Source organism: Hyalangium gracile (assembly GCF_020103725.1).
GTDB classification, from domain to species: Bacteria; Myxococcota; Myxococcia; order Myxococcales; family Myxococcaceae; genus Hyalangium; species Hyalangium gracile.
The window spans coordinates 380,714-404,738 of sequence record NZ_JAHXBG010000004.1 but is presented as its reverse complement, the minus strand read 5'-3'; the positions used below and the strand labels follow the sequence as shown (position 1 = coordinate 404,738).

Here is a 24,025-nt window from a genome sequence, read left to right as displayed (position 1 = left end):
TCCTACCACGGTCCAAGCCTTCCGCCATCTAGAGACAGTGCGCGCCTCACGGGTGCAGGGATTGAGAGACGGTGCGCGCCTGGGCGGCGGGAGCCTTCGGGAGCGCCACCAGAAAGGCGTCCACGTCGGCGACGCGCTGCGGCAGGCTGGCCTGGGTGAAGCGCTCGCGCGCCCGGATGGCCTCGTCTCGAGCCTGCTCCGGGCTGCCGGAGAGCGCCAGGGCCCGGGCCAGGGCGAAGCCGGACTCGGCCAGCACGTCGGGCGGCACCTCGGTGAAGGCGACGGCCTTGCGCAGCACCTCCACGGCCTCGCCGGCCCTCCCCAGCCCCAGCAGCGCCTGCCCCACTCCGTCATAGGAGTACTGGAGCGCTGGAGACCCCTCTGGCTGGGACTGGCGCTTGACCGTCAGCGCCTCCTGGTAGACCGCGAGCGCCTCGTCGTAGCGCCGAAGATCCAGAAGCACCCATCCCAGCTCATCCAGCGAGTCCGCGTACTGCCAGCTGGTGGCCCCGAAGTGGGCCTTGCGGATGACGGCTCCTGCCTGCACGTGCGGCAGGGCACGGGCCGGCTCCTTCATCTCCCTCAGAGCCACACCGATCATCCCATGGCGCTGCGCCATGTCCGGGTGCATGGGGCCCACGGAGGCCTCCGTCTGCTTCAGGGCCTCCTCCAGCATCGCCAGGGCGCTGGCCTTCTCTCCCAGATCCAGCAGCACCCGGCCCAGCAGGAAGGTGGTGCGCGCGCGCTTGGGATGGCCGGGGGGCAGCACGCGCTCCTGCAGCGCCCGGGCCTGCTCCAGCAGCGCCTTCGCCTCGGGCAGGCGGCCCTGGTTCACCGCCAGGTTGGCCTGGTTCACCTTCACGTCGGACTCCAGCACGGGCGCCCCGCCAATGCGCCGGAGCGAGGCGTTGGCCAGCCCGGCCCAGCCCTCCGCCTGCGGGAAGTGCCGCTGCTCGTCCTCCACGTAGAGCAGCTTGTTGAGGATGGAGATCTTCAGCCGGTCCGCCCGGCTCGCCTCGGCGTCGTAGACGGCCTGGGAGAGCAGCTGCGCCGCCTCGGGAGGCTCGCCCAGCTGCATCTCGAGCCAGCCCAGGTGGAAGCGCGTCTCGGCGATGAGCGGCAGGTAGCCGGTGGCGAGCACCGGCGCCTCGAGCTGCCTGGCCGCCTCCCGAGCGAACTTGAAGCTGCCGGCGTCCACCAGCGCCCGCACCGCGGTGAGCTTCTCCTCCAGCCGCTGCACCTCCGCGCGCAGGGTGGGGTTGGTGGGCAGGCCCTGCTGCTCGGCGAGCGTCTCCACGTCCTCGCACTCCTGCAGCGCGGGCAGCGCGTAGGCGGCGTCCAGCGCCTTGGTCACCACCGACGCGTCCGCCTGCGCCAGCAGCTCCACCGTGGCCCGCATGTCCTTGCGCCGCCGCTCCAGGCACACCACGCGCCGCGCCAGCAGCTCCTGGGGCTGCGTGCCCTGCCGCCGCGTCGTCTCGCACACGGCGGTGTTCTGCCGCTTCCACTCGGCCGCGTAGCCGTCCAGCACCCCGCTGACACGGGTGGCCATCTCCCGGGCGAAGGAGCGGCCCGTGGCGCCGAAGGCCGTCTCCATCTTCTGGCGAGCCGTCGGGCTCCACACCTCGTCCATGGGCGCCCCGGCGTCCACGCACACCCGCGACTGCCGGTACTCGACGACGCCCACCACCGTCAGCGCCGCTCCCACGACGGCCGCGCCCACGCCCCACCGCCGCCGCTGCACGCGGCGCTGCTCCTGCGAGAGCGCCTCCAGCAGCTCCGTCATGGACGGGAAGCGCGCCGCCGGCTCCAGCGCCAGCCCGCGCATCACCGCCTGCTTCACCCACGTGGGCACCCTGGCCTCGCGCGGCGGCTCCAGGATGGGGCTCGCCGGCCGCGAGGCGCTCTCCGCCGCCCGCGGCTTCTTCGGCGTCATGGGCACGGTGTGCCGGCCATCGGGCGGCGGCGCGGACTTCGCGGACTTCGCGGCCGAGGAGACCGCGTAGGACTCCATGCGGCCAGGCTCGAAGGGCCGCTGGCGGTAGAGCCCCAGGTACAGCGCGGCGCAGAAGCTGAACTGATCCGAGCGCGCATCCAGCTCGGCGTCCCGGAACTGCTCCGGAGACATATAGGAAGGCGTGCCCATCACCAGCCCCACCTGGGTGATGGGCGTCTCCAGCAGGCGGTTGTCCGTCGGCGTCATCCGCCGGGCCAGCTCCTCGGTGGGGGGCAGCGCCTTGGGTGCGGACGCGCCGCCCATCTGCCTGGCCAGCCCGAAGTCCGTGACGAAGACGCGCCCGGTGCGGCTCACCAGGACGTTGGCGGGCTTGAAGTCGCGGTGCACCAGCCCGGCCTCGTGCGCGGCCTGCAACCCGCGGCCTGCCTGCAGGAAGTAGCTGAGCACCTCGCGCCAGGGCCGCTCCGTCTCCTTCAGCCAGGAGGCCAGCGTGCCGCCCTCCACCAGCTCCATGGCGAGGAACACCTGCTCGCCCCACACGCCCACGTCGAAGATGGGGATGACGTTGGGGTGGGAGACGCGCGCCAGCGCCTGCGCCTCGCGCAACAGCCGCGCCCGGGCCTCCTCCGAGTCCGTCTGCCCATCCGGACGCAGCAGCTTGAGGGCCACCCGGCGATCCAGATCCGGATCATACGCCGAGTACACCACCCCCATGCCGCCCTCGCCCAGCCGCTGCAGCAGCAGGTAGCGCCCCACCTGCGAGGCGGGCTGCATCCGAGAGGGCGCACGGCCCTCCCCGGTGCGGTTGGTGTTCAGCGCCGGCGTCGGCGTGACGGTGGGTTCGGTCTGGCTGTGTTCCTCGCTCATAAGGATGTCCCTGGCGGCCATGGGGAGGGGCCCACCGAGCCGGCGTGGACTCTACCTGGATGGTGACAGGGATCATCAATGCGGGACGGTTGTCACCAGGGCAAGCCGCCTTGTCGACGGCCAGTGGACAGGCCGCCGGCCCCTGCACCCTTGGAGAGAGAGCGGCCCGGCCCTCCTTCCCAGCCCTGGCACGAGTTCTGCTCCCAGGTAGTCACGTCATCCACAAGTAGCAGCCCCCCTCACCAGATCCCAGGAGACCCCGCCATGAACGTCTCTTCGCTCCGCGCCCCCCAGACGTCCACCTTCGCCACGCAGTCCGTCTCGCGCTGCGCCGAGGCCCCCACGCAGGCCCTGGCCCAGCAGCGCTGCGGGTCGCCCGGGCTCGAGGCGCTGCAGGCGGACGGCTTCGATGCGGGCCCCCAGCGCGGCGCGCAGATGGAGAAGATGCTCCTGGGCGTCGTGTCGACGCTGGCGCAGACGGTGAACGTGCTCCAGCAGATGCTGGAGGCGAACCTGGGCGGCCAGGGTGGCCAGGCGGGCCTGCCGGGCGCTGGCGAGTGCTGCGCTCCCCCGGACCTCGGCGCCGCCGCGCCCCAGTCGCCGGAGGCTACCGCCACCGCGACCGCCGGCTCCGACGCCTCCGCGGCCGCCGGCTCCGACGCCTCCGCGGCCCCCACCGCGCCCGCGCAGTCTGGCAGCACCTCTTCGGCGGGCACGGCGACTCCCTCGGGCGACGCGAAGCTCGGCGCCGGGTTCCCCCCGGCCCTGGCGCAGTTCAAGGACGCCATCGAGGCCGCCGCGGCCAAGACGGGCGTGCCGGCCGCCATGCTGGCCGCGCAGATCTGGCAGGAGTCGCGCGGCAACCTGGCCGCCGTCTCCACCAACGGCGGCAACGGCCTGACGGACACCGGCCTGATGCAGGTCAACCCCAACACCTTCAAGGAGCTGCAGGCCAGGCACCCCGAGCTGCAGGGCAAGGATCTCTCGGACCCGGTGACGAACATCCTCGCGGGCGCCTGCTACATGAAGGACATGAAGGAGCAGTTCGGCAGCTGGGACCTGGCGCTGCGCGCCTACAACTCCGGGCCCAACGGCGTGGACCGCTCCAACCCGAACGCCATCCCCGCCGGCACCGGTGACGCCACCTACGTCACGAAGGTGAAGCAGTTCTGGGACACGATCAGCACCGGCCAGGGCACCCTGCCCGCGTAGCCCGGGCCCGGGCCGCCGCCTGGTGACAGCCGTCACCATTTCCAGGACGGCTGTCACCAGTCTCCGCCTCCCGAACCCTCGCCCGAGCCAGCAAGAACACCCCCAAGACACCTTGGCACACATCCTGCTGTTGCCTCCCTGCACGCACCCTCCGCCGCCCCTCCTCCCCTTCCCCCTCCTTCGGAGAACCCCGTCATGGCCCTCTCTCCTCTGTCCCCGTCCTCCTTCTCCCACGCCTCCATCCAGAGCACCCCGCGGCTCGAGCAGAGCCCCGCCCAGCCGCAGGCCCGGTGCGGCACGCCGGCTCCGCGGCAGGAAAGCGCGCTGCAGAAGCTCCTGATGAGCGACGGCTTCGACTCGCCGGCGGGCCTGACGCAGGCGGGCGGGCTGCAGCAGGCGGTGCAGCTGCTGTCCCAGGTGGCCACCCTGCTGGAGCAGTCCGCGCGCATGCTGGGGAGCGACTTCGGCGGCGTCTCGCCCCTGCAGGGCGCGCAGGCGGGCGGAGTGCCGGACCTGGGCGGAGCCCAGTGCGGAGTGCCGGACCTGGGCGGAGCCGAGGGCGAAGTGCCGGACCTGGGCGCCCAGGCGGGAGTGCCGGACCTGGGCGCCGAGGCCGCTCCCTCGAGCGCCGCTCCGAGCGCGCCGGCCCAGGCCCAGGAGAGCGCCAAGGTGGACTCGTCGGCGGGCGTCTCCCAGCCGAAGGGCAGCGCCAAGGGTGAGCGGACGATGACGTTCACCAACGATGGCGACGAGCCCATGACGGTCCAGTTCACGCCGAACGCGGGGGAAAAGCCCGTGGATCCGGTGACTTTGAAGCCGGGGGAGACCCAGACGGTGGCGTTCCCCGAGGGCTGGTGCGGCAACTTCCGCAGCACGGCGGGTGACGGGAAGGCGGCCACCCTGGGCGAGGTGAAGTTCAACGGGGGCGGAAACCAGACCTACTACGACGTGAGCTACATCGAGGGGAACAACGCGGCGATGACCATCGAGCCGGAGAGCGGGGGCCGTAAGTCCGGGACGTTGGAGAACCTGCTGGAGAAGGCGCCGGACGCCGTCAAGGCGAAGGACGGCAGCGGCAACGTCTACGGCATCAAGAAGACGACCACCTCCAACGTGCAGGATGGGGAGGTGGTGGACTTCTTCCGCAAGCACGTGGGCGCCGACCAGGGCTACGTGATCCCCACCGATGACGCGAGCACGCTGGGGACGGCCGACAGCCACCTGACGGTGCACCTGAAGAACCTGACGTAGGAGCCGAGCCCCCTCCCGCCGCATGGCATGCCCCTTGCTCTCTAGGGGAACAGTTCCCACCCGCAAGAGGCACACCATGAGCGTTCGACTGGCACAGGCGATTTCCCGGAACGGAGCAGCGGCGCAGGCCTCGAAGGCGGCGGAGCCGAAGCGGGAGGAGCCCAAGTCCGGAACTGGCAAGCCGGCGGCCGGGGGCGGCGGCGCGGGGAAGGCGGCGGCGGGCGGCAAGAGCGGGGGCGCGCAGGGCGCCAGGCGCCAGGAGGGGGCGGAGAGCGGCGGGCAGCTCGGGGCGTACACGGGTGGCTTCGACAGCAGCATGGAGGAGGGACACGAGTCCTTCCCCCGCCCCCGGCTGAGCGTCATCAACGGCGAGGCGGCGGCCCGCCCCGTGGTGACCCAGGAGCAGGCGCAGGCGCGCCCGGCTCCGCAGATGGTGCAGGCGCCCGAGCTGTCGCGTGAGCGCCGGGTGGAGAGCCGCGAGAACTCCAGCTCCCAGCAGGGCGGGATGGACATCCGCGCCCGGCTGCGCGCCGCGGTGATGGACCGGGTGGCGCAGGGCATGACGGACGTCATCGAGCGGCTGAGCGGGTTCCTGAAGGCGCCGGGCCGGCTGGGCGTCGTCAACCTGTCGCTGGTGGTGAGCGAGAGCGCCCTCACGTACGAGGTGTGGCGGGAGCCGAGCGCGGTGCCGGAGCGCCGGGCGCGGATGGCGGCGGCGCTGGGCCTGGCGCCGCAGGTGGCGGATGCGGTGCTGCTCCGGGCGCTGATGGCCGAGGTGCACGAGGCCTTCGTGGCGTTCCGGGCGAGCAGCGGCGGCCGCGAGCTGATGCAGCGCTACGAGCAGGTGCTTCGGGGCTACGAGGAGGCGAAGGTGCTGCCGGTGGTGCCGGGGCACGACACGGGCCCGATGCTGAACGAGCTGGCGCGGGTGGGGCTTGCGCACGAGGAGGCGTTCTCGCGCTCGCTGCTGGTGCACCCGCTGCTGGTGGCGGTGGCGCTGACGCCGGACGAGGGCACGGACGAGCAGGTGATGATCGCGGGGCTGACGGTGCCGCAGCTGGGCATGCTGGTGGCGCAGCTGCGCCGGGTGAACCCGCGGCTGACGAACCGTCAGGTGTGCATGCTCCTGCGGCGAGTGTCCACGGACCGGGAGGAGGGCATCCGCCGGTGCGTGGGCCAGGCCGAGGTGGAGCGGGTGCTGGAGTCCGCCTACCAGCTGCTGCGCATGACGGTGTTCGAGCTGTTCTTCGTGTGAGTTGGGCATGATGCGAGGCGATGACGCTCGCCTCCATCCTCTTGCGGTTGTTCCTCGCGTTGTGTTTGGCGTTCCCATCCTCATGTGTCACACCTGGGGGAAGCGACCTCGACAGCTCGGCACTCCCACAGGCACGCCAGGCCGTCCGAATGACGAGGCTGTCTGACGATCGACTCCAGCTCGATTTCGACCCGATGCCACTGACTCCTGCCTGGGAGCAGGTGGGCGCGGATGAAACCCGCGGGGTGCTCGCTGACCTTCTTCAGTGCATGGAGGCGCCACCCGAACTCTGGGTGGTTCCTGCTCTGGCTTCCGCCTCGGCTGCTCTCGCGCCGTGGGAGGCTCGCCTGCGCGGAGAGTTCCTGGCGCGGTACGGTCCCGCGAGGCTGCCCCTACCGGACTCCTTGCAGCGCAGCCCTCTCTATATGGCGCTGAGGATGTCCCCTCGCTACATGGGCGCCGGCTTCCGCGACGCGGCACGGGAGTTGTTCCGTTCCCCCTTGTTCCTCGCCAGTGTCACTCTCTCGGTCCTGGTCTACTTCGCCGCATGGCTCATGCCCGAGCCTTTCTTCTCCAAATCGTTCGCCGCCGCGTTGACGGCTCGGCTCGCTCTGGCCGTAGGGTTGCTGGAACTGCGCAATGTGGCGCTGGCTGTCCTCCAGCTCTACCGCGAAGCGCAAGCCGCCAGGACGATGGCGGCCCTCGAGGCTGTCGCCGAGCGATTTGGCCGAGCACTCGGGGGAACTGCCTTGCGCGTGCTCGTCGTGGTCGCCAGCTTGGGTGTAACGAAAGTCCTGCCCAACGTGCCTCCGGGAGGCCTCGGCCCGCTGCTGAGCCCGCCCCGCCTGGCAGTGGCGGGAGGGTTGACGTTCCAGGCATCTACGACCGCGCACGTGGTGGCGGATGGCACCATCGTGCTCGCTGGTGCGATTGCGGGGGTAGTGGGCTCGGCGGCAGGCGGCGCCTGCGCTGATGGTGCCCAGAAGAAGGAGGGCCATCAATGGCACCATCTGGCCACCAACAAGAACGTCACCTCATCGGATGCAGGTGGCCCATGGACGCCCTTGTTCGAGGAGCTCTTCGCCAAGGCAGGAATGGGTTTGGATGTGGAAGAAAATCGGGTCTACCTCAAGAGCCATCAGGGCCCTCATCCCCAGGAGTACCATGAGGCGGTCTTCTCGAAGATCGATGCAGCGATGGAAGGATGCCGGACCGTTGCTCAGTGCAGGACCCGACTGGTGAGGGCGCTCAGACAGATCGCGGATGAGGTATGCACCTCTGGATCAACACTGCATCGGCTGGCGACCCGGTCCAGCAACTGAGGTGGGAGCGGCGACGTGTCCAGGTTCTACGAGTTGAAGGATGACAGACGCTCTCAGACGCGGTGGCATCTGGGCGCTCCCAGGAATGATCGAGGGGAGGAGCTCGACCCGTGGCAGTTCCGCCAAGGCCAGTCACTTGCTTTGGAAGGGGTAGTCCATTTCCCGCTCAAGGTCCCTGGGGATGCTCTGGACTTCTGCTGGGCCGCTTTCGCCATCCCCGTTGTCCATGCTCGCGTTGCCACACTCTTGGAGCGGCTCGGAGCCCAGGACGTGCAGCTCATTCCTGCCCGGGTCGAAGGACGGCCCGAGACCTACTTCATCCTCAACGCCCTGCGCATCATCCGATGCATCGACGATGCGCGGTGCACGGAGGTCCAGTACTGGAAGCCGGAGGATGAGGAACCGGAGAAGCTGGGTGAATATCGCTCTGTCATCGGCCTGCGCATTGACCCATCCAGGGTAGGAAATGCACGCATCTTCCGCACCTGGGGGTGGCGCGTTGCCCTGATTGTTTCCGAGGACATCAAAGAGGGGCTCGCGTCCGAAGGTCTCTCCGGAATGAGGTTCGCTGAAGTCTGAGACGGGGTGGAGGCGCCGGGAATCGAACCCGCAACTTGAGCCTTCCTGAGACCGGATACCTCACACGAGATGGGCGACCTCGAGCTCGAAGCCTTTGGCCTTCATGCCCACCAGCACCTGGCGCAGCTTCTGTGAAACGAGCAGCCGTGGCTCTGGGCGCAGCTCGCCCCGCCTCACTCCGAAAAACGTGCCTGTGCGCGCCCAGTCGCTCCCATCCCAGCTCGCCCGCTGTACATACAGCTCGGAGATCTGATTCAACCCCGCCATGTGCCCCTTCGGGCACCTGTGCCTGTTCTCCTCGTCCAGATCGAACAAGTTGATACCCGTCACGGTCGAGGCGCTGAGCTTCAACGGCTTGGACGTGATGACGAGCTGGCTCCACTCCGATGGCTCCCGGCCTTTGCGACCGAGGTGCAGCACGGGACGGAAGTCGGCTCCCGCGAGGCCGTACTCGCGGCAGGCATCAACCATTCGCGGAGAGACAATGACTTCGCCCGCAATCGTCCTGGCGATGTCCTTCCCCTTCGGGATGCGGCGAGTGTCGAGGATGAGGTCGGACACCTGCCGGGCACCCACGCCGCAGTACTTGCATGCGGCTGATTCGTCATACTCGGTACCGCACATGGAACCTGTCGGCTCGAAGTGCGCGCGAATCACCAGGTCCAGCAGCTCAGCCGACCCCATCTCCTTCGCCGAGTAGTGCCTGTGCGTCGCCGAGTAGATGAAGAAGAACTCCCCTCTTTCCCGATGCGCGCGCTGAATCTCACCAATCCGTTGAACACGCTCGTCATGGGTTGGCAGCACTACTCGACGCAGGGTGTCGCTCATCGGACTTCCCAGCTCCGGCTCGAGGAACTTCCGAGCAAGCTCCTCGTCGATTCGGAATTCGATGGTCTCGCGCATGACTACGGCTCGACACCTATAAGCTAAATCAAGTCATCGCAAGTGGTGTAGCACTCGCTGCGGGTAGTGCAGGACAGGCCGTTCTTCAATGGGTTGTTCACGCAAATTTGCCGACCATCCAGGAATGGCTTGCAGTAACCCGCGCTACTGATGATACCGGCGCCGTTGTGTGACCAGGACGTGGTGCTCTGAGCGATGTCACAGATCTGGCACGCGTTTGCGGGGTTTACCCTCCCGTTGGAATACGCGATGTTCCCAATGACGCACATGCAAGAGGTATCCCTGAAGCTTGCCGACTGGATGCTGGGAGTATTCATGGAGCAAGTGGTGCGGTTACCAACGCTGTCGATGATCATGGGATAGGCCTTCACCAGGAAGGAATGCGTGCCGCAGCTGATGCCCTGGGTGCTGAAGAACCAGTTGCCGCTCAGACCTACGCGCTCGTCGAAAGCCCGCATCACGCCATCCACCAAGTACTCCAGCCGCGCCGCGTTGGCGCCCCCTTGAACCTCCCAGTCTCCGCTACTGCCCAACTCTCCCTGCCAGGAGCTGACCCCCAGGAGGGTGAGGCTGCTGACGCTCGCTCCGGAGCACAACGCCGAGCGCTGCGTGCTCAAGGGGTCATCAGGCACAAACTCAAGTTCCTCTGTCGGGCTCCCACAGGCGGCCAGCACCACTCCGCTCACCCAAACAAACAGACTAAAGCACTTCAGGTCTCGCCTCATTGGAACCCCCAGAGTCGTCAGCGTGGCGTCTTTCTCCTGGCCCATTACCTGCGCGCTCGGCACCCGGTCAATGATCGCATCCTGCCCGAGCCAGCCGTTGCTGATGCGGCCCGAGGAGATGTTGCTGAAAGTACTGCTGGGATGATGAGATCCACACGGATCTGCGCGGCGCCATCTCTTGTCGACTCGCCATTGCCTTCCCTCACGGCCAGATGCGCACAGGAGTCACACTCATCTCCCGCGGCAGGATGACCTGATCGGGCGGGGAGCCAGGGAACTTGAGAGTGAGCCCCGTGGTCCAATCTCCCATCACGAAGCAGACGGGAAAGCGGCGCCCATCCGGAAGAAGGAGCTCCGTGTACCGGCCCAGGACCGCGGGGGATCCCTCCTTGGTGAGCCCCTCCGTCCAGAGCTGCCCATAGAGCAGGGTGCCATCAGGCAGCGGCCCCGTGAACTCGTACTTCACCACTCGGCCGACCATCTTCCCCGCCGAGTAGAGCCCCTGCTGATCCGAGTCGCCAGGTTGATTGATGTCGATGACGGCACGGAAGGAGTGACGATTGAGCAGGTCCAGTTGCTCCATGCTCTGGACTGCCTCCTGGGGGCAGTCCCCTGGCATGGGCCTCACCTGAGCGGCAGTGCAGCCCACCCCCACGGTGGCGCACAGCCAGGCGGCGACAGCCCTCACAGGCCGGGAGTTACTGAGGGTGGTGAGCATGGGCGAGATTCCTTTTTCAGTGGGCGCAGTCGAACCGATGGGAGAGAACCACTCCCACCCTGCAACGAAGAGGGTCAGGGCCAGCATAAACGCGCCCACCGTGAGCGCGCCTCGTCGCCACCACCGCTTACGGCGAGCAGCCTTCTCCTCGGCAAGGAGCAGTTGCTCCTCGATTTCCTGGGTGAGGATCGAGAGCTGCTCGAGGGCTTGCTCGCGGGAGAGTTCTTTCGCCTGGGGGGCACGCGCATCCTGGGCTCTGCGCTCGGACTCCTGCAGGAGGAGGCGGCGCTCCTCCACCTCCTCCTGGGTGACCGGGGCAGGGCCCTCGGGAGGGAGGCTCAGCGGCACCTTCCATGCCTTCGTGGAACGCTCCTTGTTGGCCTCCCACAGCGCCTGAAGCAGAACGTCGGCGCTCTCATAGCGATCCTCCGGCCTCTTCTCCAGCAGCCGCAGGACGATGCGGCTGAGCGTCTCAGGAACATTGGGGTTGATGCGATGGGGCGGGCGCGGGATGACACTCTCGATGGCCATCCGAAGCTCCTCCCCCGGCAACCGCGGATTGAAGGGCCAAGCGTCCGTGAGTGCCTCGTACATGAAGACGCCAACCTGATAGAGATCGCCTGCCTGAGTGGAGTCGAACCGGGTGCCTTGCCTCCAGGAGCCCTCGCGGAGGAAGGCAATGCACTCGGGCGGCAGCGTATGCGGAGTACTCGGGGCCAGCCCCACGGTGAGAGAAGAACCTCCCGGTAACCACGCGCTGCCCAGGTCCACCAACACCGGCTTGTGGTCCGCCGGGACGATGACGTGCTCGCTCTTGAAGTCGCGGATGAGGATGCCTCGGCGATGCAGCCGGGCCACCACGCGCACCACCGCGATGAAGATGTCCACGAGCTGGGCGGCAGTGGGGTGGGTTCGCTCGCGCCAGTCATGGAAAGGCTCCCCGGGCACGTAGTCCGTGACGAGGAAGAGGTAGCCCCTCTTGGGATGGGGCCACCTGCCCACGGCTCGCAGATGAGGCAGTCCGTCACCGCGCATGTTGGCCAGGAGGACAGCCCCCTCGTGGCGCATACGCCCATCCACCTGCCCTTCCTCGAGAGCCGCCAAGGACGTGTCCTCGGAGAGTCCGGGTGCCGGACGCACCGCAATCTTCAGCGTGAATGACTCCCCCGCGAGCTCGGCCTTGAAGGCGTGGCCGAAGTTGCCACTCCCCAGCGACTCGACAATCTGCCAGGGGCCCACCATGTCTCCGGGCTTGAGGTGGTCGGGATGAAAGGCATCAATCGTCATGGGCGCGAGTTCCCTACTCCTTCTTGAGGGTCAGCGGCAGGCGGCGCGGGCCACGGGCGTCTATCAGCTCCACGCTGAACGGCTTGTCGATGGTCCAGAGTGGTGCCTTCATCTCCACCACCACCAGCCCCTCCCTCCCTGGAGCCAGCTCCGCTGGCTTCATCCGAATGGAGAGCACTTCCACGGGGGAGCCCTCCGAATCGGTGATTCGGGCCTGCCCCACCGCCCAGGGGGGCTGCCCCGGAGCGTTGCGAAGTCGGATGGCGACGAGGGCCGAGAACCCGCCCGTATAGCCAACAGTCTCCACCACGTTCAGTCCGCGCGTCTCCGTAGGCATCCCTGTCTTGATGAGCGCGGTGACCTTCGCGTACTTGTCGAGCCACTCGGACAGGGCGAGCCCCACCGGGCCGCCCTCACACCTCGCCTTGAGTTCCTCCAGCTCCGCCTCCTTCTGCGTGAACGCTGCCAGCAGGGCCTCGGGGGTGTTGGCTCGCCGGTCCACCTCGACCATGCCGTCCATCACCTCCGCCTTGGAGAGGATGGCGAGGATGGCCTTGGTTGGCAGGGCGCGGTCCTTGAAGCCGACCTGCATGATGAGCCGCTCGCCCGGACCGAGATCCGCGAAGGGCTGCAGGGTGAGAACGCGATCGCCGACGTCCATCCACTTGAACCGCGTCCGGTCCACCACGAGGCTGTCGCGGTCCAGGGGCGCATTGAACGCCACGGTGGTGAGGTTGCCCGCCGCCACGTACAGCTCCGGGACGGGCTCGGCAGGCGTGGTAGGCAGTGAGGCCCGCCGGTCCTGCCGCTGGCGGACCAGCTGCTGGGCGCCAGCCGCGTCCGCCACCAGCAGCGCAAGGGTGATGAGAACCCACGTCATGAGTCGGGCCACGGAAGCAGGACCTCCCAGGTTACACACCCTAGCAGACCCGCAGCCTGTCAGCCGAGCTTGAGCCCGCGGATGTCGGAAAGGTCGCTCCCCTTCCCCCAAAAGCGAAAGGCCCTCCCCCAGGGCTACGGGGGAGGGCCTTCACTTCCTTCAGGCGCCATGTCTCAGGACACGAACGGCTTCCGAGCCGCCTTCAGCTCGTTCACCGCGGGCAGCGGGGCCATCAACGCCTCCGCCAGCTTCAGCACCTGCTCCAACGGGATGCCATCGAAGGTCATCACCGCCTTGTCCTTCTCGTTGCGCACGGACACCCGCACGTTGTCCCCCTTGCTGAAGCGGCTCGTCACCGCCTCCTCGAGCTGGGTCGCGAGCATCAGGTCCTCCTCCGGCAGCGGCTTGCTGGAGGCGGGCTTGCGCTTGCGCTGGATGGCCTTGCGCATCTCGTCCACGCTGCACTCGCCGAAGGTCTTGGACTTCACGGACCCATTCGCCCCCGGCACCTCGATGATCGTGGGCCCCGGCTCCTCGTGGTTCACCTGCAGGTCTGCCGCCTCCTTGTAGATCAGCAGCAGGTACAAGCAGGTGACGCCGAACCGGCGGGCGACCTCCTCGCTGAAGTTGGTCGCCACCGGCCCGGTCGTCGTCAGGGAGGCCTGCGACACGTCCGCCAGGTGCTTGCTGAAGTAAAATCTGCTGACGCATTCAGGACTTATGCATCAGCCTCGGAGTGAGTCACGACAGGCCGCATCTCTCAAGTTGAAGAATTGATTGGGGTTTACTCGAAACGTTGGAGGACAGGCCAGTCCACGAACTGAGACGGTGTAACAAGCGCCTCTCACTCCTGACCAGTCAGGAGATGGCCTTGCTCCTGACCAGTCAGGAGAGCGCCTGGCGTACGCGTCCCAGTGGCCCTTCATCCTCGAGCCGTCGCGCGGCGGCCATCGCTCGCTCTCGCGCCTCTCGGCCTCCTTCTTCGCCCAGGATGTGCGCGAGCAGATCCAGGGAGGAGATGCGCAGGCGGACGAACCCACCGTCTCCCGCATGCCGACAAGCAGCCTCGACATGGCGAGCAGCGCGCGCACGATCGCCGAGCCGGAAGTGGACGTAGGCCAGCCCGCTCTCGCGCTTGCAGGCAACGAAGGGGGGCACATCGTCCCCAGGGATTCGTTCATAGAGCGCCTGCGCGGCGGCCAGGTCAGGCGGAGTGCCCGAGACAGGGTGCAGGTACTGATAGGCCGACTGCTCCAGCCAGCGCGCGACGAGGCAGAGCTTCTCCTCGCGTTCGAGCTCTGGACGTTGGAGGAGCGGTTCAATCTCTGCGAGGAGTGCCCGCGCTCGCGCCCGGTCGGGTTCTCGCGAGACCAGGAAGTTCTCGAGGAGCCGCCGCTCGACTCCCGCGGCCGCGGAAGGGTTGGCCACGAGCTGGGCCTGTTTCAGGTGCGCTTCGGCACGCTCGCGATCATCCAGGCGGAGCGCGCACGTGGCGAAGCCGAGCTCGAGCCACACGCGCGACCGGGACCCGGCGAGGGGCGGCCTGTCCCAGAGGCGCGCCTCCGCGAGTGGCGATGAGCGCAGTTCGAGTGGGTGGCGCCTTCGAGCAGCGAGACGAGGACCTCCGACGTCGCCGAGGCCGCGGCGGCGAGAGGCTCGAGCAGCGGATGCGGAGCCACGCACGGGGCCTCGACGTGGCCGCGCTCGAGCCGCTTCGTAACGAGACGAATCACGTCGAGCGCGGTGGCCGCGGCCCCCTGAAAGCCCAGGCGTCGTGCCACATGCTCGAGGTCGCGCGCGGGCATGGTGAGGACCTCTCGCTCGAGCGCGCCGACGAGGTTGAACTTCGCGCGCGAATCGCGCCGGGCCTCGTGCCACAGCGCACGAAGGGCGTCGTTGCGTCGAGGCTCCCAGGGCCGCTCGAGCCAGTCGATCACCTTCTCCAGCCGGTCGAGAGACTCCACCTGGAGGATGTAATGAAGAGAATAGGATTCCATGGCTTCACCTCCGATGAGAAAGGGAACGAGGGCTCATGGCTCGGCGGAAGCGCCGAGGAACCCATCGCTCCAGTCAGTCGGAGCTGCTCATGGAGTGGCGAGTGCCGCTCGTTGGTTGCTCCGACACCCCTGAAAGTAGTGCGCGGGGAGTCGGAGCACACGGACACAAATCCGGACATCGCGAGCGTGAAGCAGCAGTGCGGGGGTGCTTGCTCACCCGAAGCCATGGGGCCCCGCACGAGGCACTGGAAGCCGTCCGGCCTTGAAGGCCATGATGGCGCGCAATGCTCTTCACCTGGGACGATTCCGCCCGGCTCGAGGCCGAGCTGGCCGCGCTGCCGCCTCTCGATAACGCGACGGTCGAGGCGACCGAGGACGACTTCGTGGTGGATGCCATCCACCCCGGGGCGCCGCTCATCATCAGCTTCTCCTACGTCGTGTGGACCCAGCGACCGCCGCTGTACTTCTTCGGGCGGAGCAAGAAGCTGGAGCAGCTCACCGGCCAGCCGCTCAACCGCATCCTGCTGCGCGACAAGACCTTCCACTGGTTCATGCACGGCGTCCCCGGCCTGGGGACGGATGTCGACCAGGTCGTGGCCCGGCTGAAGCGGCTCATCGCGGCCATCCGTCCCAGCCAGGTGTGGTGCATCGGGGATTCCATGGGAGGCCATGCCGCACTGCTGTTCGGCATGCTGCTGCGCGCCGATCGCATCGTCAGCATCTGCCCGCTCTCCAACTTCGATCCCGACTTCGCGCGGCGTCACAATGACCGGCGCTTCCTCTGGGCGATGGATGCCGTCGCCGCCACCCCGCCCGCCAACCGCTACCTCGATCTGCCGCGGCTCGCGCGCGAGCTCGACTTCCAGGGCCGAGTCGATCTGCTCATCGGCACCTACGGCGGTGACACGGCGCCCGACGCGGTGAACCTCGACGTGATGCACGCCTTCCGCTTCGGCCACCTGCCGAAGCTCCGGGTCCATTACCTCACCGAGGCCCACCACGACGACGTCGCCTTGCGGCTGGTCCGCGACGGTCGGCTCGACGGCATCCTCCTGGAGTGCTTCTTCGACCGTCCGCCCCGGGAGGACGCTCCGCCCCGGCTCGACGCCTGGCTGCCGCGCGCGGCGGCCTCCGGGGGGACGGCCACGGACTCCCAGGCGGGCCGAGGCGCCTTCAACGCGGACCTGGCCAACATGCTGGGCGCCATGCCCGCCTTCGACCCCAAGGCGAACAACGTCAAGGACCTGGAGGACGCCGGCCAGGCCCTGCTGCTCGACCGGGCGACGCCGCACGCGCCGCTGCTCATCTGCTTCGGGGATTCCGCCCCGGGAGAGCCCGTGGGCTTCGACTTCTTCGACGTCAGCCAGAAGCTGAAGGCCCTGTACGGGCGGCCGCTCAACCGCATCCTGATGCGAGACCCGCAGCGCCAGTGGTGGATGCGGGGAGTGCCGGGGCTGGGCAATGACTGCCTGACGGTGGCCCGAGCGCTCCGCAACCTCAGCGCCGCCATGCAACCCGAGCGCATCATCTGCCTGGGCAACGGCATGGGCGGCTACGCGGCGCTCGTGTTCGCCATGCTGCTGCGCGCCGAGGTCGCCGTCGCGCTGAACCCGCTGTCGCTGCTCGACGCGAACTTCGCGCGTCTGAGCCACGACTCGCGCCACCTGGAGCCACTGGCGCAGCTGGACACGCCCTCACCCGTCGCGGGCCCGAGGGATCTGCTGCGCCTGGCGGCGGAGACGGGGCATACCGGCAAGCTGGAGATCCTCTTCAGCACCGTGGCTCCGGGGCAGGGCGTGCAGGCCAGCAGCCACAGCGCCGTGCATGCGGCTCGGCTGGGCCTGCTGCCCAACTGCCGGGTGCACGCGTTCCCGGATCACCCGGAGAACAAGCTGCTGCCCAAGCTCGAGCAGCTGAAGGTGCTGCCCTCGTTCCTGCACCGCGTCGCGTTGCTGGATGTGCCGGCCTGACGCGGGCCCGCCGTCTTCAGCCCCGCCCCCCAGCCCGGCAGGCTCAACCCCCTGGACCTGTGAGGCCAGGGGCGTCACACTTGCAGCCCTCGAACAGGGAGATGTTCCGCCATGGCAGCCAGTATCACCGTGTCCCCCGAGGAGTTCGCCGCGGGCAGCTACAAGCCCGAGACGCTCGAGCAGGCCCTCGCCCACTATGACAAGGCCGGCTACCTGGAGCTGGAGCACTCCTTCGATCCCGCCTTCATCCAAGAGCTCCAGCAGGCCCACCAGGCGGACTATGGCCACCTGACCGAGGAGCAGGCGGGGCAGACCAGCTTGAATGTGGGCAAGGGCCGCTTCATGACGTCGCTGGCGCTCAAGCCGCCCTTCCTGGACGCGCGCCTGTACGCCAACCCGTTCGTGCTGCGCCTCATGGAGGCGATGCTCGGGCCCGGCTTCCTCATCAACAGCATCACCTGCGTGACGGCCTGGCCGGGCGCCAAGAACCAGCACCTGCACGCCGACTTCCCGGCGCTCTTCACGACGCCGGAGATCGACCCGAAGCTGGATCCCTACGCCATCACCGTGGCCATTCCGCTCATCAACCTGGATGAGAAGACAGGCACCACGGCCATGCTGCCCGGGACGCACAAGACGCCCCCCGGCACGCGCCCGGACATTCTCGACTTGCCGTACGCGCAGCAGGGCAGCTGCTACCTCATGGACTACCGGCTGCGGCACTACGGCACCGAGAATCACACGGACCGGCTGCGCCCCATCATCTACATCATCTACAGCCGCCCCTGGTTCATCGACTCGGTCAACTTCTCGAAGCAGCCCCCCATCCGGGTCAACCCCCGCGACCTGGCCAGGCTCCAGCCCCAGCACCTGAGCCTCTTCAAGCGTGTGATCGACAGCACCAACCACACGCTGGCGCTCCTGTAGGGGCCGCGCCGGGCAGGCCGGCTCCCGCTACCCGCCGGCCTGGGCGAACACCTGGAGGATCTGCTTCTCCCCCTGCCGCAGCAGGATGCAGTTGCGAGCCGTCCAGGAGAGGTTCTCCTGCCGCAGCAGCCGCGTGTCCTCCTCCACGGAGGTCTCGTAGAGCGCGAGCCGCTGCGCGCAGGACGTGCCGAGGGCGCGGAGGACCTGGAGCTCGTTGCGCTGGCTCAACGGCTCCCTGGCGCGGGCGAGCGGGTCCGGGGCCGCCTGGAGCAGGGCCATCTCCTCGGCCTGGGCGTGGAGGATGCGCAGCTCGGAGAACAGCTCGATGATGCGCTGGGCATCCGGCTTGAGCGGCAGCGAGAAGCAGTGCTGGAAGGAGAGGTCCTTGATGCCCAGGAGCTTCCGCTTCTCGTCCATGAGCGGATCCTCCTTGGAGAACTCGATCGGCACCATGACGACATTGTTCGGGTTGAGTTCGTGCACGAACCCGTAGTTGCGCAGCAGGTAGAGGTTGCTGTTGGCGCCGTAGGTAATGCGCAGCTCCTTGCCCTGGGCGATGGCGCTGCCTGACTTCAGCTCCAGGGACTCGCCATCCGGCGACCATCCCCAGGTGCAGTTCCAGGGGATGCCGTCGTTCATCATGTCCAGGAACGGCGCGAGGCAGATGACCTGGTTTCCGTTCAGCCTGGCGCCGAAGACGCGGGTGAGCACGGCGAGGTGCGCCCAGAGGTAGTCGTCGAACGAGAACCGAGCGAACCCGGGGATCTGCTGGCTCAGGTAGGCATGGTCCTCCTCGAGGCCCTTGCGCTGCAGCTTGATCAGCTCCACGACGAAGGAGCCCTTCAGCAGGGCGAAGTCACGCTCCTGGAAGGAGAAGGGGTGGGTGGGGAAGGACGGGGGCTGGACATCCACGAAGGGCTTCCAGGGGGAGGCGTCCCCTCGCTCCCGCTCCTGGAGGAGGAAGACGGACAGGTACAGGTTCGGATCCTGGAACCCCGTCTTGGCCTCGATGAGGCGGCCCAGCTCGGTGGCGCGGGCGTCCGGCACGGTGACCAGGCGCTGGCGCGGCAGCCGCAGGAGCAGCTCGCCAGGAGCGATGTCCTCACGGGCGAAGACGCCTCGCTCTCCGCCGCCGGTGGAGACCACCTGCATCTTGGGGGAGACCTGGGCGCCGCCCTGCTCGAGCCAGCCGATGAGGTGGGCGATCGCCGCGTCTGTTTCCGGTGCAGTGCTCATGAGTCCGCGGAGCTTAAGACAGGACTCCTCGGCCGGGATACCCCATCCCATGAGTCAAGGCGCGGCTACAGCGGACACGCCGTGTTCGTGGTGGGGCTGATGATGGCGCCGTTGATGGAGCAGACCTCCCGGGACCTGAGACGGATGTGGCCCACGGCCCCTCCACCGCCGCCGCCTCCTCCCTTGGAACCGCTGTAGGACTCGCCGGCCAGGCCTCCGGTAGGTCCCACCAAGGCTCCACCCAAGCCCCCGTTTCCGCCCGAGTAGGAGCCATCATTTCCCCCCGAGGCCTGCAACGCGGAGGAGCGAGGACCGTCCTCACCGTTCTCGCCCATGCTCTGGCTGTCGAAGTCCAAATAGCCAGCGCCCTCCCCTCCCCCTCCTCCATTCGCGGTGAGGCGAGTCGACCCCGCCAGGACCAGCCTGTTGGCCTCCAGCAGCACCCTCCCCCCGCTCCCGCCGCCGCCTCCTCCTCCCGCATGGCCATTGACGACGGTGCTCCCGCGCGCCCCGCCGCCACCGCCTCCACTGGCCGTGACCCACTGGTTCACCGTGAGGGTGCGCGCCACCGAGACTTGGACGGCGCCTCCACCCGCTCCGCCCAGGCCCGCCTCAGCGGCCCCTCCGCCTCCATTTCCTCCCGGGCAGCCTCCCACCAGGGGAACGAGGCCACCGCCCCCCGCGCTCCCTGCCCCACCGCCGCCGCCTCCCGCTCCATTGGAGCCCCTGCCGCTGTTGCCCGCCGCGCCCGCGGTTCCGCCACCCGCTCCGCCGCCGCCCCCGCCCGCGTTGTTCGCGAGAACCCCAGGGTCGCCTCTCCGGGTCGCGCAGTCCTGATTGCCTCCCGCGCCCGGCGTCGGCACTCCCCCCACGAAGGTGCCGTTGGCCAGGATGCTGTGATTGAGCGAGGCATCGCCGTACACCGCCAGAATCACCGGCCGGGTGCCTCGCAGGATGAGGTCCGCCCCCAGGTTCAGGCTCGACATGGCCACCAGCACCATCTCCTTGCCACCCTCCGTCACCACCACCGGCGTCGGCGAAGAGGTGACACAGGACGTGGGCGCCCAGGTCAGCTCGGTCGAGTCGAAGGTGACGTCGCACGTCGTGGTCAGCGTGCCGATGTTCGCCAGGGGCACGGTGTCCGGGTTGAAGTTGCTCGGGAGGTAGGGGAAGGCGCTGCACACCCCGTCCAGCATCCGGCACACCCCGGTGCGGCTCGCGTCGATCATGCAGGCGGTGTTCACCTTGGAGGGATCCGGCTCCTCGGTGCAGTTGTCGAGCCCCGGGCAGCCTCCAGTCACCCGCTTGCAGGGGCTGGAGGCGGTGCACGAAGTCATCGTCCCCTGGCACACCCCCGCGCCATTGCACACGTCATTCACCGTGCAACCCACGGTGTCGTTGCAGCTCGCGGCGGCCGGCTTGAAGTCATAGGTGCACACGCCGTTGGCCGAGTTACAGGTGCCCGGAGTCTGGTGACACTGCGAGGGCGGCATCCCGCAGGACTTGAGCGTGCCCGTGCACCGCGCCTGCGGCCCGCACTGATCCTCCAGGGTGCACTCATCGCCGTCATCGCAGGCCGTCCCCTGGGGCGCCTCGATGTTGACGCACTGGCCCGTCGTGGGCTCACACCGAGCGCCCGTGAGGCAGTCCCCGGTGGGCTGCGTGCACTTCACCTCCTGCCCCATGCACGCCGCCGTGGCTCCCGAGCCCTGGCAGCGATCCCCCGTCGTGCAGGCATTCCCGTCGTCACAGGCCTGGTCCTGGCACGCCGAGTCCTGGCAGCCCTGGCTCCCATTGCAGTCGTAGTCCACGTTCACGCTGCACAGCTCGGTGGCGCCAGGGTGCACGTCGCCGCGCCCGTCATCGCAGTCCGTACCCGCCACCCCGTCCGCCGGCGAGAGGAAGCTGTCCCCATCGTCGTCCTTCGCCAGGAGCGCTACCTCGGTGCGGGCGAAGTCTCCCAGCGGAATGGAGACGGGCCCGGCCGAGGAGCGCACCTCCACCGGAGCGCCCGTGCACTCCTCCCCCGAGGCGCTCGCATGAGAGGACACCTCCACCGCCACCTCACGCCCCCAGTCCGGCTTGCGGAACACCGCGACGATCAGCTCCCGGGTGTCTCTCGGCTGGAACAGGCTGCGGGGAATGTCCTTGCCGCCCTCGTGGCCCTGTCCGTCCCGGACGACGACACGCACGCAGCCGGGGGTATACGAGCCATAGCTCACCGAGACCCGGAGGGCCCCGTCCGCCGGCGCCTTCTCACGACAGGCCACGAGCAGCAGGAACAGACACGGCACCCACACTTGACGCATGGCGCAACTCTACCCCGGCGCTCCCATCTTTTCGGAAGCCAGCCCCCGGATTTCTCGCCACACTCCGCCCCAGCGGACCCGCTGGCCGTTCCAGGACCGTCCGTTCGGAGACGTCGTCGCCTGGGCCAACATGGAGCTCACGAAGAACGCCTCCGAGCTCGGCTACGCCCGCTTCCTCTACGCCGTCCGAGCCGGCTGAGGTGCACGGGGCGGGCCCATGTCACAATCGCGGAGGTGCCTCGTCCTCGCTGCGGAATCAGCCCCAATTCACGAGGAGGAGCCACCATGACGCAGCGATTGAACCCGTTTGCCACCGCCGCCCACCTGATGAAGCCGCTCATCGACTTCGGGATGACCGTCGTCCAGAGCGGCCTGGAGTCCAGCCTGATGGAGCTGGTGAAGATCCGCGCTTCGCAGATCAACGGCTGCGCCATCTGCCTCCACATGCACACACAGGAGGCCCGCAAGAAGGGGGAGACGGAGGAGCGCCTGCACCTGCTCAATGCCTGGCGCGAGTCACCGCTCTACACCGAGCGTGAGCGCGCCGCGCTTGGCTGGACGGACGCGTTGACGCGGCTGTCGGAGACGCACGCCCCCGACGAGGCCTACGAGGCGATGGCGGCGCAGTTCTCCGAGGAGGAGCAGGTGAAGCTCACGCTGCTGATCGTCGTCATCAACGGCTTCAACCGGATCGGCGTCGGGTTCCGCCTGAGCCACCCGGTTCACGCCGACCGCTCGGCGGCCTGAGGACGGAGACACGCCATGCAGGACGCCGCCATCACCTTCGATCCACTCCGCCCCCGGCTGACTCGCATCGCCTACCGGATGCTGGGCTCGATCGCGGACGCCGAGGACATCGTCCAGGAGGCCTTCGTCCGCTGGCTCGCGACCGATCGCGACGCGGTGCGCGATCCAGAGGGCTTCCTGCTCCGCACCGTGACGCGGCTCTGCCTGGACGTGCTGAAGTCCGCGCAGCGGCGGCGAGAGACGTATGTCGGGCCCTGGCTGCCGGAGCCCATCGTCGAGTCCGAGGAGGAGCAGATCGACGACGTCACGCTGCCGCTGCTGCTGGCGCTCGAGCGCCTGTCTCCGCTGGAGCGCGCTGCCTTCCTGCTCCATGACGTGTTCGGCGTCGGCTTCGACGAGATCGCCGAGACGGTCGGGCGAGAACCGGCCGCCTGCCGGCAGCTCGCGAGCCGCGCCCGGACCCACGTGCGCGCCGCGCGCCCGCGCTTCGAGATGCCCAGGGAGCGGGGCCTGGAGATCGCCGCCGCGTTCTTCGCGGCCTCCCGCAGCGGCGACATGCAGTCGCTCCAGGCGCTGCTGGCGGCCGACGTGGCCGTCCACGCGGATGGCGGCGGCAAGAAGTCCGCGGCCCTGGCGCCCATCGTCGGCTTCGACAACGTCATGAAGCTGCACGCCGCGCTCGCCCGCCTCTTCGAGGAGAAGCCGTCGCGCATCCTGCGCTACTGCTTCATCAACGGCCTGCCCGGCTTCGTCACGATCGAGCCGGAGGACACGCTACAGACCACGGCGCTGGTCATCGAGGACGGCAAGGTCGCGGCCATCTACATCATGCGCAACCCCGACAAGCTGAGACATCTGGCCGAAGGGCCATCCTCACCGTCGGTGAAGAACCCGCCGCCCAAGGGCATCGTGTAGACTCGGCCACCGAGGCGACACGATGAAGAGAGCTGTCTACACGCGCGCGGCGGAGAAGATCGCGGCGATCGAAGCGGAGATGAAGGCCATTGGCGTCTGGAGCCCGCAGCCGCTGCCCGAGTCGGCCTACCGGTTCCAGCGGGCCTTCGCCGCGGACACGATGTCCTTCACGCAGTGGCTGCAGTTCGTCCTGATTCCCCGCGTGCGCTCCATCATCGAGCGGGGCGAGGACTTCCCTCAGGGCAGCCGGATCGCGCCCCAGGCCGTGCGCGAGTTCGAGGGCTACCACCGGGCCGCCCGGCTCACCGCGTTGCTGGGCGAGTTCGACGCGCTGTTCGAGAAGCAGTAACGCGGCCAGAGGCAGGAGAGGCGAAGCCACGGGAGCTTCGCCTCCGGCTCACGAGGAGCCACTGCCTGGCAGGCTCTGGCTAGTCGAGCACGCCGATGGTCTCGGTGCGATCGACGGCCTCGCCCTTGGTGGTGTAGCCCGAGTACCACGAGGTGTCGTTGGTGCCGGCCTTGTCCTGCTGGAGGTGGGCGTGGGGGCCAGTGGAGTTACCCGTGGCGCCCTCGTTGCCGACCTGGCAGCGATCGCACGTACGGTCGTACGAGTCGCTCGTCTTGATGAAGTGCCACTGACGGAACGTCCAGCCGTCGGCCCACACGTGCTTGGCCTCGTTCTGGGTGCCGCTGCCCGTGCCGTCGCAGTGCACGCCGGTAGTCCGGATCGTCACGTTCCAGGAGACCGAGCCCACCACGCCCGTCTCGGCGCCCCAGTAGTTGCAACGGCCGCTGGAGATGTCCACCGCGCCGTGGAAGCGACCGCTCGAGTAGTACGTGGTGGCCGTCACGGTGCCCGGGAAGGGCGACTTGACGGTGTGCGCGGTCGCAGCCGCGGGGATGAGCGCCAGGGAAGACAGCGCCGCCAGCATCTTCACAGTCCTACGCATCGTGTTTCCTTTCGGGCC

22 protein-coding genes are annotated in these 24,025 nt (G+C 68.4%); 11 read left to right on the top strand and 11 right to left on the bottom strand.

Translation table 11 applies throughout. The annotated features are described in order from the left end of the window. Positions 1-46: 46 nt before the first annotated feature. Positions 47-2,824: a serine/threonine-protein kinase gene (locus KY572_RS10525; RefSeq protein ID WP_224242417.1), complete on the bottom strand. Its 2,778-nt coding sequence runs from the start codon at positions 2,822-2,824 to the stop codon at positions 47-49. A 264-nt stretch (positions 2,825-3,088) separates the two neighbouring features. Between KY572_RS10525 and KY572_RS10520 the strand changes: the two genes are divergently transcribed. From KY572_RS10520 to KY572_RS10500, 5 genes are all read left to right on the top strand, one after another. Continuing rightward, complete coding sequence (locus KY572_RS10520; RefSeq protein ID WP_224242416.1) at positions 3,089-4,036, top strand: lytic transglycosylase domain-containing protein; 948 nt, start codon at positions 3,089-3,091, stop codon at positions 4,034-4,036. 195 nt (positions 4,037-4,231) lie between these two features. Beyond that, the gene (locus KY572_RS10515) at positions 4,232-5,287 is read left to right on the top strand and encodes a thaumatin family protein (RefSeq protein WP_224242415.1); all 1,056 of its coding nucleotides are present in this window, start codon (positions 4,232-4,234) and stop codon (positions 5,285-5,287) included. A gap of 76 nt (positions 5,288-5,363) precedes the next feature. Next, the gene (locus KY572_RS10510; RefSeq protein ID WP_224242414.1) at positions 5,364-6,542 is read left to right on the top strand and encodes a hypothetical protein; all 1,179 of its coding nucleotides are present in this window, start codon (positions 5,364-5,366) and stop codon (positions 6,540-6,542) included. A 20-nt stretch (positions 6,543-6,562) separates the two neighbouring features. Then, positions 6,563-7,864 carry an AHH domain-containing protein gene (locus KY572_RS10505; RefSeq protein WP_456077663.1) on the top strand — a complete coding sequence of 434 codons (1,302 nt, stop codon included), beginning with the start codon at positions 6,563-6,565 and terminating at the stop codon, positions 7,862-7,864. Between the two features lie 15 nt (positions 7,865-7,879). Further along, entirely contained in the window at positions 7,880-8,443 is a 564-nt protein-coding gene (locus tag KY572_RS10500; RefSeq protein WP_224242412.1) for an imm11 family protein, read from the top strand. A 60-nt stretch (positions 8,444-8,503) separates the two neighbouring features. On the opposite strand, the gene KY572_RS10495 is transcribed toward KY572_RS10500, so the two are convergent. From KY572_RS10495 to KY572_RS10465, 7 genes are all read right to left on the bottom strand, one after another. Continuing rightward, positions 8,504-9,346, bottom strand: a complete 843-nt coding sequence (locus tag KY572_RS10495) for a hypothetical protein (protein WP_224242411.1) — start codon at positions 9,344-9,346, stop codon at positions 8,504-8,506. Between the two features lie 23 nt (positions 9,347-9,369). Beyond that, positions 9,370-10,134: a hypothetical protein gene (locus tag KY572_RS10490; protein ID WP_224242410.1), complete on the bottom strand. Its 765-nt coding sequence runs from the start codon at positions 10,132-10,134 to the stop codon at positions 9,370-9,372. A gap of 139 nt (positions 10,135-10,273) precedes the next feature. Beyond that, positions 10,274-12,076 carry a serine/threonine protein kinase gene (locus tag KY572_RS10485; RefSeq protein WP_224242409.1) on the bottom strand — a complete coding sequence of 601 codons (1,803 nt, stop codon included), beginning with the start codon at positions 12,074-12,076 and terminating at the stop codon, positions 10,274-10,276. 13 nt (positions 12,077-12,089) lie between these two features. Then, a complete protein-coding gene (locus tag KY572_RS10480; protein ID WP_224242408.1) occupies positions 12,090-12,968 on the bottom strand; it encodes a DUF2381 family protein in 879 nt (292 codons plus the stop codon). 161 nt (positions 12,969-13,129) lie between these two features. Then, on the bottom strand, positions 13,130-13,627 hold the full coding sequence (locus tag KY572_RS10475; RefSeq protein WP_224242407.1) for a hypothetical protein: 498 nt from the start codon (positions 13,625-13,627) through the stop codon (positions 13,130-13,132). 214 nt (positions 13,628-13,841) lie between these two features. Then, positions 13,842-14,384, bottom strand: coding sequence for a hypothetical protein (locus KY572_RS10470; protein WP_224242406.1), 543 nt, complete (start codon positions 14,382-14,384; stop codon positions 13,842-13,844). 14 nt (positions 14,385-14,398) lie between these two features. After that, positions 14,399-14,953 (bottom strand): hypothetical protein, encoded by a 555-nt coding sequence (locus KY572_RS10465; RefSeq protein WP_224242405.1) that lies wholly within the window; start codon positions 14,951-14,953, stop codon positions 14,399-14,401. Between the two features lie 284 nt (positions 14,954-15,237). Here KY572_RS10465 and KY572_RS10460 point away from each other — a divergent pair, with 284 nt between their 5' ends. Together KY572_RS10460 and KY572_RS10455 are read left to right on the top strand one after the other, a co-directional pair. Continuing rightward, on the top strand, positions 15,238-16,923 hold the full coding sequence (locus tag KY572_RS10460) for an alpha/beta hydrolase family protein (protein WP_224242404.1): 1,686 nt from the start codon (positions 15,238-15,240) through the stop codon (positions 16,921-16,923). A 111-nt stretch (positions 16,924-17,034) separates the two neighbouring features. Continuing rightward, on the top strand, positions 17,035-17,850 hold the full coding sequence (locus tag KY572_RS10455; RefSeq protein WP_224242403.1) for a phytanoyl-CoA dioxygenase family protein: 816 nt from the start codon (positions 17,035-17,037) through the stop codon (positions 17,848-17,850). Between the two features lie 27 nt (positions 17,851-17,877). Here the strand turns inward: KY572_RS10455 and KY572_RS10450 are convergent, their stop codons facing one another. Continuing rightward, positions 17,878-19,086 (bottom strand): SET domain-containing histone-lysine N-methyltransferase, encoded by a 1,209-nt coding sequence (locus KY572_RS10450; RefSeq protein ID WP_224242402.1) that lies wholly within the window; start codon positions 19,084-19,086, stop codon positions 17,878-17,880. Positions 19,087-19,151: 65 nt separating this feature from the next. After that, complete coding sequence (locus KY572_RS10445; protein WP_224242401.1) at positions 19,152-21,395, bottom strand: putative metal-binding motif-containing protein; 2,244 nt, start codon at positions 21,393-21,395, stop codon at positions 19,152-19,154. Here KY572_RS10445 and KY572_RS47735 point away from each other — a divergent pair. From KY572_RS47735 to KY572_RS10425, 4 genes are all read left to right on the top strand, one after another. Then, complete coding sequence (locus KY572_RS47735) at positions 21,394-21,594, top strand: hypothetical protein (RefSeq protein ID WP_317987833.1); 201 nt, start codon at positions 21,394-21,396, stop codon at positions 21,592-21,594. The two genes, KY572_RS10445 and KY572_RS47735, sit on opposite strands and share 2 nt — an antisense overlap. A gap of 86 nt (positions 21,595-21,680) precedes the next feature. Further along, positions 21,681-22,142, top strand: coding sequence for a carboxymuconolactone decarboxylase family protein (locus tag KY572_RS10435; RefSeq protein WP_224242400.1), 462 nt, complete (start codon positions 21,681-21,683; stop codon positions 22,140-22,142). A gap of 15 nt (positions 22,143-22,157) precedes the next feature. Beyond that, positions 22,158-23,057 carry a sigma-70 family RNA polymerase sigma factor gene (locus tag KY572_RS10430; RefSeq protein ID WP_224242399.1) on the top strand — a complete coding sequence of 300 codons (900 nt, stop codon included), beginning with the start codon at positions 22,158-22,160 and terminating at the stop codon, positions 23,055-23,057. 22 nt (positions 23,058-23,079) lie between these two features. Next, on the top strand, positions 23,080-23,406 hold the full coding sequence (locus tag KY572_RS10425; RefSeq protein ID WP_224242398.1) for a YqcC family protein: 327 nt from the start codon (positions 23,080-23,082) through the stop codon (positions 23,404-23,406). 79 nt (positions 23,407-23,485) lie between these two features. Here the strand turns inward: KY572_RS10425 and KY572_RS10420 are convergent, their stop codons facing one another. Beyond that, the gene (locus KY572_RS10420) at positions 23,486-24,007 is read right to left on the bottom strand and encodes a hypothetical protein (RefSeq protein WP_224242397.1); all 522 of its coding nucleotides are present in this window, start codon (positions 24,005-24,007) and stop codon (positions 23,486-23,488) included. Positions 24,008-24,025: the final 18 nt, after the last annotated feature.

What these genes read in the sequence shown, in the direction of transcription:
- KY572_RS10425 (WP_224242398.1), top strand. Translation starts at nt 23,080, where the DNA reads ATGAAGAGAGCTGTCTACACGCGCGCGGCGGAGAAGATCGCGGCGATC.
- KY572_RS10430 (WP_224242399.1), top strand. Translation starts at nt 22,158, where the DNA reads ATGCAGGACGCCGCCATCACCTTCGATCCACTCCGCCCCCGGCTGACT.
- KY572_RS10450 (WP_224242402.1), bottom strand. Translation starts at nt 19,086, where the DNA reads ATGAGCACTGCACCGGAAACAGACGCGGCGATCGCCCACCTCATCGGC.
- KY572_RS10525 (WP_224242417.1), bottom strand. Translation starts at nt 2,824, where the DNA reads ATGAGCGAGGAACACAGCCAGACCGAACCCACCGTCACGCCGACGCCG.
- KY572_RS10515 (WP_224242415.1), top strand. Translation starts at nt 4,232, where the DNA reads ATGGCCCTCTCTCCTCTGTCCCCGTCCTCCTTCTCCCACGCCTCCATC.
- KY572_RS10465 (WP_224242405.1), bottom strand. Translation starts at nt 14,953, where the DNA reads ATGGAATCCTATTCTCTTCATTACATCCTCCAGGTGGAGTCTCTCGAC.
- KY572_RS10495 (WP_224242411.1), bottom strand. Translation starts at nt 9,346, where the DNA reads ATGCGCGAGACCATCGAATTCCGAATCGACGAGGAGCTTGCTCGGAAG.
- KY572_RS10485 (WP_224242409.1), bottom strand. Translation starts at nt 12,076, where the DNA reads ATGACGATTGATGCCTTTCATCCCGACCACCTCAAGCCCGGAGACATG.
- KY572_RS10455 (WP_224242403.1), top strand. Translation starts at nt 17,035, where the DNA reads ATGGCAGCCAGTATCACCGTGTCCCCCGAGGAGTTCGCCGCGGGCAGC.
- KY572_RS10460 (WP_224242404.1), top strand. Translation starts at nt 15,238, where the DNA reads ATGCTCTTCACCTGGGACGATTCCGCCCGGCTCGAGGCCGAGCTGGCC.
- KY572_RS47735 (WP_317987833.1), top strand. Translation starts at nt 21,394, where the DNA reads ATGGCGCAACTCTACCCCGGCGCTCCCATCTTTTCGGAAGCCAGCCCC.
- KY572_RS10505 (WP_456077663.1), top strand. Translation starts at nt 6,563, where the DNA reads ATGACGCTCGCCTCCATCCTCTTGCGGTTGTTCCTCGCGTTGTGTTTG.
- KY572_RS10510 (WP_224242414.1), top strand. Translation starts at nt 5,364, where the DNA reads ATGAGCGTTCGACTGGCACAGGCGATTTCCCGGAACGGAGCAGCGGCG.
- KY572_RS10520 (WP_224242416.1), top strand. Translation starts at nt 3,089, where the DNA reads ATGAACGTCTCTTCGCTCCGCGCCCCCCAGACGTCCACCTTCGCCACG.
- KY572_RS10435 (WP_224242400.1), top strand. Translation starts at nt 21,681, where the DNA reads ATGACGCAGCGATTGAACCCGTTTGCCACCGCCGCCCACCTGATGAAG.
- KY572_RS10420 (WP_224242397.1), bottom strand. Translation starts at nt 24,007, where the DNA reads ATGCGTAGGACTGTGAAGATGCTGGCGGCGCTGTCTTCCCTGGCGCTC.
- KY572_RS10445 (WP_224242401.1), bottom strand. Translation starts at nt 21,395, where the DNA reads ATGCGTCAAGTGTGGGTGCCGTGTCTGTTCCTGCTGCTCGTGGCCTGT.